Here is a 13,158-nt window from a genome sequence, read left to right as displayed (position 1 = left end):
ACCAAGGGAGCCCGATCATGGAACGCGCCAAACAGATTGCCCTGCTTGAGGAGTTGCAGGGTCTCAAGGACAACGGACTGTTCTTTCTCGATGACGAGGTCGCAAAGTCACCGATCACCCGCTACGCCTCGCAAGACCGTTTCGATGCCGAAATGCGCGACATCTTCCGGGGCGTGCCGATCATCGCCTGCCACGCCAGCGAACTGCCCGAGCCCGGCAGCTTCATGACCCGCGAACTCTCTGGCCTGCCGGTTCTGCTCACCCGCGACCGCGACAACACAGTGCATGCCTTCATCAACGTCTGCCGCCACCGTGGCGCGCGCCTAGTGCGCGAAGGATCAGGATGCAAGAACGCCTTCAGCTGCCCCTACCACGCCTGGACATGGGGCAATAACGGCACGCTGCGCGGCGTCCCGCACCAGAAAGAGGGCTTTCCCGGCCTAGACCGCGACGCCCATGCCCTCAAGCGGCTGCCGGCCATGGAACGCTATGGCCTTGTCTGGGTCATCGCAAACCCCGATGCACAGCCTGATTTCGACAGCTTCCTCACCCCGCTGGCGGGCGAGTTTGCATGGGCGGAAATGGAAACCCTCGCCATCGCGGCCACCGATACGATTGAACGCAAGGCCAACTGGAAACTGCTCGCCGAGGGCGGCATCGAAGCCTATCACTTCAAGGTCACCCACCGCGACACCATCGGCCCGCATTTCCTCGACAATCTGTCCTCCTACGAGACCCTGGGATCGCACATGCGCTCGGTCCTGCCGCGCAGCTCCCTGCCCGAGTTGAACGGCACCGACCCCGCTGAGTGGGATATCCGGACCGAGGCCAACGTGCTGTACACGGTCTTTCCCACCTCGCAGTTTCTCGTGATGCAGGACCATATCGGATGGATCGAACTGATCCCGCTGGCCCCCGATCTCACCCGCCTGCGCCTCACCACGCTTGCACCGAAATCCGAGATTACGCCCGACAAAGAAGAGCATTGGAAGCGCAATCACGCCATCACGTCGGTCACGCTGAACGAAGATTTCGAAGTCAACGAAGAGGTGCAATCCGGCCTCCTGAGCGGTGCCAACGAGAGCCTCACTTTCGGCCGCTACGAAGGCGCGCTGGATGCCTTCAACAGGGAAATCGAACGCCACCTGACGCCGGGCGCGGCATAAGGCGCATCAAAACAGGGCTGACGGCGAGAGTTTGCAAAGTTATATTTGCAGGAACGCAAACTCTCGCGAGACCCAGATGGCCACCCAGAAACTCTATGCCGGCGCCAAGCTGCGCGAAATCCGCACCCGACTGACGCTGACGCAAAAGGAATTCGCCCAAAAGCTCGGCGTCTCCCTGCCCTACCTGAACCAGATGGAAAACAACAACCGCCCGGTCTCGACCACGGTTGTCCTCGCGCTGGCACAGGAGTTCGGCTTTGACGTCACCGAACTCAGCACCGGCGATTCCGAACGCCTTGTCAGTGACATGCGCGAAGCCATGGCCGACCCGATCCTCGCCGACACCACGGCCCCTCTGGCAGACCTGCGCCTGACCGCATCAAACGCCCCCGCCTTTGCGCGTGCCTTCCTCGAACTGCATCGCGCCTACCGACAAACCCACGAACGCCTTGCCTCACTCGACGAAGCCCTGGGCCGGGAAGACGTGCAGATGCAACCCTCTCCCTGGGACGAAGTGCGCGACTTCTTCCACTATTGCGACAACTACATCGACGCGGTCGATCACGCCGCCGAAAACTTTGCAAACCGCGCCATCGGCGAAGGCGGCATTCGCAACGCCGCCCTGCGGGCGCTGAACGACAAGGGCATATCGCTCGAGTACGCCGACGAAGACCGCCTGCGCCACTATGACGAAGCCGCCCGCACCCTCTTCATCTCGGAACGCAGCACTCCGGAAACCCAGACCTTCCAGATGCTGATGCAGATCGCGCTGCTGCAATCGGATAAGTTGCTGGAAGCCACCCTCGATCTCGCCCGTTTCCAGACCGAAGCGGCGCGTTCCATCGCCAAGATCGGCCTTGCCAACTATTTCGCCGGGGCCGCGATGATGCCCTATGGCCGGTTTCTCGAAGCCGCCCGCGACACGCGGCACGATCTCGAAGTCCTCGCCAACCGGTTTGGGGCCTCCATCGAACAGGTCGCTCACCGCCTGTCGACCCTGCAACGCCCCGGCGCCAAGGGCATCCCCTTCTTTTTCGTGCGCGTAGATCAGGCCGGCACCATCACTAAGCGCCACTCGGCCACCCGCCTGCAATTTGCCCGTTTCGGCGGCGCCTGCCCGCTCTGGAACGTCCACCGCGCCTTTGAAACCCCGGGCCGTTTCCTGCGCCAACTGGCCGAAACCCCCGATGGCGTGCGCTACTTCTCGCTTGCCCGTGACGTTTCAAAAACCGGCGGCCACTACGGGGCGCCCGTGCGCCGTTACGCCATCGCGCTCGGCTGCGAGATCCGCCACGTCGATGCGCTGGTCTACGCCGACCACATGGACCTCTCCACCGCCGAAGCCTTTGAGCCGATCGGCATCTCCTGCCGGATCTGCGAGCGCACCCACTGCCACCAGCGGTCGGTGCCGCCGCTGGAACGCCGCCTCACCATCGACGAAAACCAACGCGGCGTTCTGCCCTATGAGGTCGGCTAGCACCGCGCAAGCCGTTTCGAAACGGCTTGAAGCGCCTTCGAAGGCGCTTCTCCGCGCAAAAACCTCCAGCGCCCAAAGTGCAGAAAGAGCAAAAGACCTTGCGTATTGTCATTCGCCTCGCCCTGATCCTTGCGGCCCTCGGCATCGCCACGGTCGCCCTCGGCAACCTCGCCGAACGCTGGATGATCTACCCTCTCGATCCCACGCGGGTGACACCAGCCGACAAGGGCCTGGCATCCGTCACGGAAGTCACGTTTGAAAACGATGGCGAGATCCTGGTTGCATGGGCTGCCAAACCCGCCGCAGGAAAGCCCGTGATCCTCTATTTCCACGGCAACGCAGGCAACCTCGCGGTCCGCACCGAACGCTTCCGCCGCCTCCTCAAACGGGGCTACGGCCTCTTCGCCCCGGCCTATCGCGGGTCATCAGGCAGCAGCGGCACCCCGTCAGAAACCGCCCTCCTCTGGGACGCCGAAACCGCCTATCACGCGATGTTCACGCAGTTCCCCGACCTGCCCCCGGACAAGGTCGTGCTCTATGGCGAAAGCATCGGCACCGCTGTGTCGCTCGGCCTCTTGAACACCCCGGCCACCAACCCCGACAAGGGCTTCGGCCCGCCCGCCGCCGTGATCCTGGAGGCACCGTTCACCGCCATTGCCGACCTTTCCGAGCACCACTACCCCGGCACCCGCGCCCTTGCCGAACGCCTCGACAACCAGTGGCCCAGCCTGTCCCGCAGCCGCGCCCTGACCATGCCGCTTCTCGTCCTCCACGGCACCGCAGATGATCTGATCCCAATAGAAATGGGACGACAGATTTACGCTGCCGCCCCATCTGGAGAGAAAGTCTTTGTTGCGGTCAAAGGCGCGGGTCACACCGATCTGTGGCGATCAGAGACCCTGCCGCGCCTTTGGCGCTTCATCGATCAGTTTGCCTTGAGATAGGCATAGATTTCGTCTTTCAGCGCACCACGGCGCTTGCGCAGATCAACCTCAGCCAGCTCTTCACGAGGCTTCACGTTGGTCTCCGCCGAATGCACCTTGCGATTCAACTCGTGGTAGTCGTTGAACAGTTTCGCGAAATGCTTGTCCGAAACCTTCAGGCTGCTCATTTTCTCGACGAATTCCGGAAATTCTTCAGCCAGTTCGTGCGGGACGTGAGACATATGTTTGCGCTCCTTTTTCTAAGTTCACAGAAACGCTATCCGCCCCCGGCGCGCGGCTCTTTGACAGGGATCAAAAAACCGGCGCCGGCGGCAATATTTTAACGCTGGGAGGTCTCCCAGTTCGGATTGAACCACGCCTGCGCATTCGACGAGGGAAGACGGCGACCAAGGATGTGATCCGAGGCCTTCTCGCCCGTCATGATCGACGGCCCGTTCAGGTTGCCATTGGTGATGCGCGGGAAGATCGAACTGTCGGCAACCCGCAATCCTTCAACACCGATCACACGGCATTCCGGATCGACAACGGCCATCGGATCGTCCAAAGCGCCCATCTTGCAGGTCCCGCAGGGGTGGTAGGCGCTCTCGACGTGTTCGCGCAGGAAACCATCGATTTCATCGTCGGTCTGCAAGTCCGTTCCGGGCTGGATTTCATGCTTCACGAAGGGCTTCATGGCGTCCTGCGCGAAAATCTCGCGGGTCAGGCGCACGCACTTGCGGAAATCGATCCAGTCCTGCTCGGTCGACATGTAGTTGAACAGGATTTTTGGCGCGTCCTTGGGATCGGCACTGGCCAGCGTGACCTCGCCCCGAGAAGGCGAGCGCATCGGCCCGACGTGGGCCTGAAAGCCATGCCCCTCGGCCGCCGCCTGACCATCGTAGCGCACGGCAATCGGCAGGAAGTGGTACTGGATGTCCGGATAATCGACACCCTTGTCCGACCGGATAAAGGCCGCGCTTTCGAACTGGTTCGATGCGCCCAGACCGGTTTTCGTAAACAGCCACTGTGCCCCGACAAAGGCCTTGCCGAAGAGGTTCCAGTATTTGAACAGGGTGATCGGCAGTTTCGAGGCAAACTGGAAATAGAACTCCAGGTGATCCTGAAGGTTCTGGCCAACGCCCGGACGGTCTGCCACCACCTCGATACCGTGTTCCGCCAGATGCTTGGCCGGGCCAATCCCCGACAGCATCAGCAGTTTGGGCGAATTCAGCGACGAGGCCGCGAGGATCACCTCAACTTTGGCACGGATCACCTCGATCTTGCCACCGCGCTCCACCTCAACGCCAACGGCACGGCCATCTTCGATCACGACCTTGCGGGCAAAGGCACGGATCAGATCACAGTTGTCGCGTTTCAGTGCGGGCTTCAGATAGGCATTCGCCGCAGACCACCGCCGCCCCTTGTAGACGGTCATCTCCATCGGGCCAAAGCCCTCTTGCTGCTCGCCGTTATAGTCCTTGGTGACAGGGTATCCCGCCTGTTCCCCCGCCTTCACAAAGGCATCGTGCAACGGGTTGTCCCGCGGACCACGGGTCACATGCAGCGGGCCATCCTTGCCGCGCCAATCCGGGTCTCCGCCATGGCCCCGGTCGTTCCAGGTCTCCATGCGCTTGAAATAGGGCAGCACGTCGGCATAGTCCCAGCCCTGTGCACCGCTTTCGGCCCAGTGCTTGTAGTCCCCCGCGTGTCCCCGCACATAAACCATTCCGTTGATCGACGACGACCCGCCAATCACCTTGCCGCGCGGCGTCACCAGCTCACGGCCGCCAAGATGCGGCTCGGGCTGGGATTTGTATCCCCAGTCATACATCGACATGTTCATCGGATAGCTCAAGGCCCCGGGCATCTGGATCAGCGGCCCCGCGTCCGTGCCGCCATGCTCGATGATCAACACCTTCTTGCCCGCTTCCGACAGGCGGTAAGCCATTGCACAGCCCGCCGAACCGGCCCCGACAATCACGTAATCTGCTTGCATTTCTTTCCTCCAGCTGGCCCACCACACCGCCGATCAGCGCCCTTTAGGGCAACGGGGTGGGTGGGTGGGCGTTGCCCGAAAGGGCGCTTAGAACGCCGCTTCCACATCTCCCATGCGCACGTAAACCGATTTGACCTGGCTATAGTGCTGGATGGCTTCCTTCGAATTCTCACGGCCAACACCCGAGGCCTTCACGCCACCAAACGGCGCTTCCACCGGGGCATCGTTGTAGGAGTTGATGAAACAGCTCCCCGCCTGCAATTCGCCGATCACGCGGTGCGCGCGCTGGATGTCGCGGGTAAACACGCCCGCCGACAGACCGAACTCGGTGTCATTCGCCCGCGCAATCACCTCGGCCTCGTCCTCGAAATCCAGAACCGCCATCACCGGCCCGAAAATCTCTTCGCGGGCAATGGTCATGTCGTCGGTCACATCGGCAAAGACGGTCGGCTCGAGATAAAAGCCATCCATGTCCAGACGTTTGCCGCCACAAACCAGTGTCGCGCCCTCTTCAACGCCCTTGGCCATATAGCCCAGAACGATGTTCATCTGGTTCTCGCTCACCATCGGGCCAAAGCTGACTTTCTCGTCCAGCGGATCACCGACAACGGCATCACCGATGCGCTCCACAAGGCGCTTGAGGAAGGCCTCCTTGATGTCCTTGTGCACAAACACGCGCGTGCCGTTCGAACAGACCTGCCCCGAGGAATAGAAGTTGCCGTTGATCGCGCCACCCACGGCGTTCTCGATATCGGCGTCCTCGAAAACGATCAGGGGCGACTTGCCGCCCAGTTCCATGGTGACGTGCTTCATGCCGGCCGCTGCTGCCGCATAGACCTTCTTGCCGGTCGGCACGGACCCTGTCAGCGATACCTTGTCGACACGCGGATCGTTGACCAGCGCACCACCCACTTCGCCCATGCCCTGCACGACGTTGTAAAGACCTGCCGGAAGCCCTGCCTCGACAAGGATCTCCGCCACTTTCAGTGCACAAAGCGGGGTGGTCTCGGAGGGTTTGAAAATCATCGCGTTACCACAGGCCAGCGCAGGCGCGCCCTTCCAGCAGGCAATCTGCGTCGGATAGTTCCAGGCCCCGATCCCGACGCAGACCCCCAGCGGTTCGCGCACGGTATAGACCCAGTCCTCACCCATCGGGATGTGCTCGCCGGTCAGCGTCGCCGCCATGCCACCGAAATACTCAAGCGCATCCGCCCCCGAGGTCGCATCCGCCACCAGCGTCTCCTGCAGCGGCTTGCCGGTGTCATAGGTCTCCAGAACCGAAAGCTCGTGGTTGCGTTCGCGGATGATGTCCGCCGCCCGGCGCAGGATACGCCCCCGCTCGGTGCCGCTCATCTTGGCCCAGGCCCCTTGCGCCTCTTTCGCCGCGACAATCGCCTTCTCAACAATCTCCGGCGTCGCCGCATAAACGGTTGCGACCACCTCACCGGTGGCCGGATAGATCACGGGGATCGGGGTTCCATTCGTATCCTCGACGTATTCGCCGTTGATGAAGTGACTGGCTTTGGGTTGCAATTCCATGCGCGCCTCGGTTCTTGAGTGGGCCTTTGGAATTGGCCCGGGTTGATCGAATAAAGGTCCAAATGAATCAAAAAGGCCCGGCACCCCCCAGAGGAAACAGGGGCGCCGGGCAAAGACCGCAGTTAGTGCACGGTCTCAATCTTGTGGAAGTCCAGCTCACGCTCTTCCGGAGACGAGTTGATCGCCATGACTTCCTTGCGCTTGGTCATCACGATGTAGCCGATGCAGGCCACATAGATGCCGATCACCACCGCACCAATCCACTGGATCTGCAGCCATTGGCTCTTGAAGGCCACGGTCAGACCAAACAGGACGACGGCGTTGCCCAGAACGTAAGGCACGGTGCCGAAACGCTTGGCGGTCAGGTTGAGGTTGTCGGTGTAAAGACGGATCAGCGAGTCAAACGAGTTGATCACGAAGGTCACGCCCACGATCACCATGGCGACGTTGATCATCAGCGTCGTCGGGATCTCGTTCAGGTGGTAGTAGTACAGCACCGAGAACCAGACGCCCAGCGGGATCGACGGGAACACCAGCAGTGCCGCCAGAACCTGCCATGTCTTCAGGCCGCCGACAAAGCGCGAGGTGAACTGTCCGATCATGATCGACCAAGCGAACCACCAGAACAGGTAGAACTCGTGATAGTCGGTCAGCGGCAGGATGAACTTGTGGATATTCGAGAAATAGCCACCAATGTTCGATGCGGTGCCAAAGAACTCGCCCAAACCCATGCCTGCATAAGCCCACATGCCCAGGATCAGCGCCGCGAACATGACGGTCGAGCCAACCGACAGGATGCGAACATACTTGATGTCGGTCGACGAGAAGGCCGCGAACAGGATCACCAGGAAGGTCACCACGTAGAATGCCGGGATCACGGTCTCGCCGTCACCCATGAAGGTCGCGTAATACGGCAGATAGATCAGGAACAGGGCGCCGGTGAAGGCACAGGTGCCGATGATGACGATGTTGTTGATCCATTTGACCAGCGGGATCTCGAAGAATTTCACACGCGGTTCGATCACGCAGAAATAGAAGGTGGTCAGGAAGTAGAAGCCCCAGATCAGGAAGCCCCAGAAGCCGAACTCAAGCGCCAGCGGGTTGGTAAAGGCATAAGCCGGTTCCGCCGCCGTATCCGCGTAGAGCGGAAAGTCCCAGGCCAGCGGGAACATGATCAGGCCCACGTCCAGCCCGGACGTGAACAGAATAGCGATGAAAGTGAAAAGGTGAACGGGTGTCGGTCCGATGTTGCGAACGTTCCACCACTTGATCACGCAGAAAACCACCAGCGCCAGCGCCAGCAGGATCCCGAATGAAATCAGTGCAGTCATTGTTTTTGGTCCCTCATTCCGGGGCATCCTCCGCACCCCAATTGATGATGGAAGCGGACGCTATCAGCAATTTTTGAAATTCCAAAGCAATTTTTTAAACGCTCATTTAATAATTCCGCATTCACAATCGCGCTTGCGACATGATCCGCCAACGTTCAAACTGAATTTCATGAGCAGAAGAAGAATCCGCGACATCCGCCACGACGAGCTGATCCAGGCGACCCTTAAAGCCGTTCATCAGCGTGGTTATGCTGTTGTGACAATGGCGGAAATCGCGCGCGAGGCCGGAGCAACGGCCGCCTCGATCAACTACTACTTCGGGTCCAAGGAAAAACTGATGGAGGCCACCATGCGGCGGCTCCTGTCGCTCCTGAAAACCGCAATGCTCGAACGCTACGCAGAGGCAAAATCACCGCAGGATCGCCTGATTGCCGTGCTTGATGCCAACTTTGACGACAGGTTTTATACGGTCGAGCACTGCAATTTCTGGATGCAGTTCTGGGCAAACGCCCCTTATTCCCCCCCCCTCGCCCGCCTGCACAGAATCAACCGTGCCCGTGTGACCTCGCATTTCCGCGCCGAGTTGCGCTCGCTTGTCGAAGACTGCCGCCGCGAGACGGTGCGCGATGCGTTGCAATGCTACATGGACGGTGTCTGGCTTGAAGCCGCGCAGTCCGCGGCCCCGCTGGATCCGGCCTATGCCCGTTCCGAAGCCCGGCGCGTTGCCCGCCTGCTCCTGAACGGCGACCACTGAACAGGAACGGCCGGCACCGCGCGGGCACCGGCCGACTTGCAATTGGCATTTTGCTCAGGCGTCCGTATTCTCCGCCATTGTCGTCGGCAAGCCATGCGCCGCACGCTTGCTGTCGCGATAGATCGCCTTGATCAGCGCCACGCACATCAGGACCATCACAAGTGAAAACGGAAGTGCACCGATCACCATCGCGGTCTGGATCGCCTTGAGGCCGCCAACCAGCAAAAGCGCCGCAACGACCAGTCCCAGTGCGCTGCCCCAGAAGATGATGTGAGGCCGCGCCTTCGGACCTTCGTCCCCGGCGGCATTGATGGTGTTCACGATCAGGACAGCCGAGTCCGCCGATGTCACGAGGTAGGTCATCAACAGGATCACGATGATCACTGCCATGCCCCACCCAAGGACATCCCCAAGGATCAGCCCCGTCATTGCGAAAATCTTGTCGCCGTCCGTGGCCGAGAAGATCGCACCATTCGCAACGCCCGACATCTCCATTTGGATGGCCGTGCCGCCCGCAAACGAGAACCAGACAAAGCACATGATGGCCGGAACGATCATCGCTCCCAGAACGAACTCTCGGATCGTGCGACCTCGGGAAATACGCGCGAGGAACAGGCCAACAAAGGGGGCAAAAGCCACCCACCATGCCCAGTAGAACACGGTCCAGCCGCCCTGCCAGCCCTCAAGCTTGTCGGCAACGCCGCCAGTGCCATCGCCGCGGAACACATCGAACAGCATACCGGGCAGCGCCAGCACGTACTCATAGGTGCCCTGGAACAGCGCGGTAATACCGAACCACGTCGAGCCAAACAGCATCAGGAAGCCCAGAAGGAAAATCGAAAGCCCCATGTTCAGGTTCGACAGCCACTTGATCCCCTTGCCAACACCCGAAAGCGCCGACAGGGTCGAAGCCCCCATGATGATCAGCAGGGCAAAAATGATCCCGGTGGTCGAAGCGGTCCCCGCCTCGTTCAGAAGCCAGCCGCCGATCCCGATGCGGCTCATGCCGGCAACAAACTGCTCGACGCCGAACCCGAGGGTCTGTGCCACGCCCAGAATGGTTGCGATCACTGCGACGATGTCGACAACATGCCCCAGCGGCCCCGATAGGCGCGATCCGAACAGCGGCGTCAACGACGACCGGATCGTCAATGGCAGACCGCGACGATACGAGAAAAAGGCCAGCGCCAGACCTGCAATGGCATAGGATGCCCAGGCCGAGAATCCCCAGTGCAGGTACGACCACTTGTAGGCGTTCATGACGTTATCCGCGCTGCTCCCCGTGGCCAGGCCCTGGATCACGTCCGGGTTGTTCTTGAAGTGATACACGGGTTCGGCCACCGCCCAGGTCAGCATCCCGACCCCGATCCCCGCCCCAAACATCATGGAGAACCAAGAGAAGTTCGAAAACTCGGGCCGGTCCCCGTCATGTCCCAAACGTAGGCGCCCCGCGGCGGGCCACAACGCCAGCCCGAGGCACACCAGGACGAAAGACGCCATCACGTAGATGTACCAGCTGGCAAAGTTCGCCAGAATGAATTTGTTGAAACCGGCAAGAACGGTTCCTGCCTGCTCCGGAAAGGCAACGGCCCAGATGACAAGGCCACCCACTGCCAGTTTGGAGGTCACGGTGACATCGACGCTAAAGCCGGAGTAAAACCCCTTCTCCGCTGTCTTGATCGGCAACTCTGTTACCGGTGGTTCGATAGACATTACTTACTCCCTGTTCTTGGAACTTGGTTACTCTCCCAATGCCATCTCACCGGCACTCACACATACAGGGGACGATCAGCACGGCCTCCGCGCTGACCCTTCCATTTTACTTGTGGCTATTCGCCACGCGGGTATCTCTGGTTTTCCTCCACGACGTTCAGGTCCATGTGGTTGCGCATGTACCTCTGGGTCGCGTCCTTCTTGGGCTGGAAATCCCACGGCGTATATCCGCCCTGCCGCAGCGCCTCGTAGACAACCCACCGCCGCGCCTGGCTGGCGCGGATCTCCGCATCGAACGCCCCGAGATCCCACCGTGCCTCGCATTTCGCCTGCAGGCTTTGCAGAGTGCCCTGGTGCTCTGCCACCTCAGCCAGATTGGTCAACTCGTGCGGATCGGCCTCCATGTCATAAAGCTGATCGGGATCCAGCGCACAGCGGTTGAACTTCCACTTGCCATAGCGCAGCGACACCAGCGGCGCATAAGAGGACTCGGCCGCATATTCCATCATCACCGGCGCCGTGCGCTCTCCCCCCTGCCCCAGATGCACCAGGCTCTCGCCATCCGTCCAAGGCATGATCTCTGTCATGTCCATCCCCGCGAGATCGCAAAGCGTCGGGCAGATGTCCAACAGGCTCACCGGCGCCGCAACCTTTCCCGGTTCCATATCCGGCGCCGACACCATGAGCGGCACCCGCGAAGATCCGTCAAAGAAGGTCATCTTGAACCAGAGCCCGCGTTCGCCAAGCATGTCGCCGTGATCTGACAGGAACAGGATCACCGCCTCCTGCCGCGTGCTCTCCAGCGCCTCCAGAACCTCGCCAATCTTGTCGTCCAGATAGGAGATATTGGCAAAATAGGCCCGCCGCGACCGTTTGATATCCTCTTCGCTGATATCGAAACTCTGCCAATCATTGGCATCGAAAATCCGCTTGGAATGGGCATCCTGCGCGTCATAGCCAAGGTCCCCGACCTCCGGCAGCAGGTGTTCGCAATCCTCGTACAGGTCCCAGTACTTCTTGCGCGCCACATAAGGATCATGCGGATGGGTAAACGAAACCGTCAGACACCAGGGCCGCGCATCATGCCCCCGCGCGAGATCATAGACCTTGCGCGTGGCGTTATAGGCCACCTCGTCGTCATACTCCATCTGGTTGGTGATCTCGGCCACCCCGGCCCCCGTCACCGACCCCATGTTGTGATACCACCAGTCGATCCGCTCGCCCGGCTTGCGATAATCCGGCGTCCAGCCATAGTCAGACGGGTAGATATCCGTGGTCAGCCGCTCCTCGAACCCGTGCATCTGGTCCGGCCCGACAAAGTGCATCTTGCCACACAGGCTTGTCTGATACCCCGCCCGGCGCAAATGGTGGGCGTATGTCGGCAAGTCCGGCGCAAACTCGGCGGCATTGTCATAGACGCCCGTATTGGACGGCAACAACCCTGTCATATAGCTCGCCCGCGACGGCGCACACAACGGCGACGCGCAATAGGCTTTCTCGAACCGGGTCGACCGTGCTGCCAGCTTCTTGAGGTTCGGCGCATGCAGCCAGTCGGCGGGGCCATCGGGAAACAGGGTCCCGCTCAGCTGATCCACCATGAAGATCAGGATATTGGGTTTGCTCATCTCGCCTCTCCCAGCAATGCGTCCAACGTCATCAATACCGTTTCCGGCGCTTTCGGGTCCGGCCCCGCGCCTTTCAGCGCCGCCCGCAGGTAAACCCCGTCGATCATCGCCCCGATGGCGGTCGCCACCTCTTCTGGGCGGTCCGTCAGGGCGCGCAGGTCATACAAAAGGTTCGACCGCAGGCGCGACTGGTACATCCGCATCAGCTGCGCCGCCTGTCGATTGCCCTGCGCCATGCCGTAAAAGCTCAGCCAGGCGCTTGTCTTGCTGCGATCAAAAACGTGGTCTTCAAAGTTGGCCCGGATCAAGGCCTCCAGCCGCTCTCGCGGATTGCACTTCCCACGCAACCCGTCACGCACTTTCCCGGCATAGACCGTCAGGATGTGGCGCATGGCCGCCAGCATCATCTGCTCCTTGCCTCCAAAATAGTGGTGCGCAAGCCCGCTCGACATACCAGCCCGCCGCGCGATCTGCGCCACGGTTACGTCAAGCGACCGCGCGTCCCCGATCTCGGCGATGGCCGCATCCACAAGGGCGCGGCGTCGTTTTGGTTCCATCCCGACCTTGGGCATCGAACCCCTCCCAACTGTGTTGAAGGGGACGTTAATTTTTTATTGATTGACGAGTCAATCAA

11 protein-coding genes are annotated in these 13,158 nt (G+C 60.7%); 4 read left to right on the top strand and 7 right to left on the bottom strand.

The window, feature by feature from the left end; genetic code table 11:
- Positions 1-17: 17 nt before the first annotated feature.
- From ABWV42_RS18440 to ABWV42_RS18430, 3 genes are all read left to right on the top strand, one after another.
- The gene (locus ABWV42_RS18440; protein ID WP_353341458.1) at positions 18-1,166 is read left to right on the top strand and encodes an aromatic ring-hydroxylating oxygenase subunit alpha; all 1,149 of its coding nucleotides are present in this window, start codon (positions 18-20) and stop codon (positions 1,164-1,166) included.
- A 76-nt stretch (positions 1,167-1,242) separates the two neighbouring features.
- The gene (locus ABWV42_RS18435; protein WP_353341457.1) at positions 1,243-2,643 is read left to right on the top strand and encodes a helix-turn-helix domain-containing protein; all 1,401 of its coding nucleotides are present in this window, start codon (positions 1,243-1,245) and stop codon (positions 2,641-2,643) included.
- Between the two features lie 98 nt (positions 2,644-2,741).
- Positions 2,742-3,587 (top strand): alpha/beta hydrolase, encoded by an 846-nt coding sequence (locus ABWV42_RS18430; protein ID WP_353341456.1) that lies wholly within the window; start codon positions 2,742-2,744, stop codon positions 3,585-3,587.
- Here the strand turns inward: ABWV42_RS18430 and ABWV42_RS18425 are convergent.
- The 4 genes from ABWV42_RS18425 to ABWV42_RS18410 form a co-directional block, all read right to left on the bottom strand.
- Positions 3,569-3,808, bottom strand: coding sequence for an HP1242/YdcH family protein (locus tag ABWV42_RS18425; protein ID WP_255109226.1), 240 nt, complete (start codon positions 3,806-3,808; stop codon positions 3,569-3,571). The two genes, ABWV42_RS18430 and ABWV42_RS18425, sit on opposite strands and share 19 nt — an antisense overlap.
- 98 nt (positions 3,809-3,906) lie before the next feature.
- On the bottom strand, positions 3,907-5,562 hold the full coding sequence (gene betA / locus ABWV42_RS18420) for a choline dehydrogenase (protein WP_353341455.1): 1,656 nt from the start codon (positions 5,560-5,562) through the stop codon (positions 3,907-3,909).
- Positions 5,563-5,649: 87 nt separating this feature from the next.
- Complete coding sequence (betB, locus tag ABWV42_RS18415) at positions 5,650-7,101, bottom strand: betaine-aldehyde dehydrogenase (RefSeq protein ID WP_255109230.1); 1,452 nt, start codon at positions 7,099-7,101, stop codon at positions 5,650-5,652.
- A gap of 122 nt (positions 7,102-7,223) precedes the next feature.
- Entirely contained in the window at positions 7,224-8,432 is a 1,209-nt protein-coding gene (locus tag ABWV42_RS18410; RefSeq protein WP_255109232.1) for a BCCT family transporter, read from the bottom strand.
- A 169-nt stretch (positions 8,433-8,601) separates the two neighbouring features.
- Between ABWV42_RS18410 and betI (ABWV42_RS18405) the strand changes: the two genes are divergently transcribed.
- Positions 8,602-9,186, top strand: a complete 585-nt coding sequence (gene betI / locus ABWV42_RS18405) for a choline-binding transcriptional repressor BetI (protein WP_255109234.1) — start codon at positions 8,602-8,604, stop codon at positions 9,184-9,186.
- 54 nt (positions 9,187-9,240) lie between these two features.
- On the opposite strand, the gene ABWV42_RS18400 is transcribed toward betI (ABWV42_RS18405), so the two are convergent.
- From ABWV42_RS18400 to betI (ABWV42_RS18390), 3 genes are all read right to left on the bottom strand, one after another.
- Complete coding sequence (locus tag ABWV42_RS18400; RefSeq protein WP_353341454.1) at positions 9,241-10,899, bottom strand: BCCT family transporter; 1,659 nt, start codon at positions 10,897-10,899, stop codon at positions 9,241-9,243.
- Between the two features lie 116 nt (positions 10,900-11,015).
- Positions 11,016-12,524 (bottom strand): choline-sulfatase, encoded by a 1,509-nt coding sequence (gene betC, locus ABWV42_RS18395; protein ID WP_353341453.1) that lies wholly within the window; start codon positions 12,522-12,524, stop codon positions 11,016-11,018.
- Positions 12,521-13,096 (bottom strand): choline-binding transcriptional repressor BetI, encoded by a 576-nt coding sequence (gene betI, locus ABWV42_RS18390; protein ID WP_353341452.1) that lies wholly within the window; start codon positions 13,094-13,096, stop codon positions 12,521-12,523. Before betI (ABWV42_RS18390) ends, betC begins: the two co-directional genes overlap by 4 nt.
- Positions 13,097-13,158: the final 62 nt, after the last annotated feature.

Origin of the sequence: Pelagimonas sp. KU-00592-HH, assembly GCF_040369695.1 — a bacterium.
In the GTDB taxonomy this organism is placed as follows: domain Bacteria; phylum Pseudomonadota; class Alphaproteobacteria; order Rhodobacterales; family Rhodobacteraceae; genus Shimia.
The sequence above is the reverse complement of the archived record's forward strand: the minus strand, read 5'-3'. Positions and strand labels throughout refer to the sequence as shown.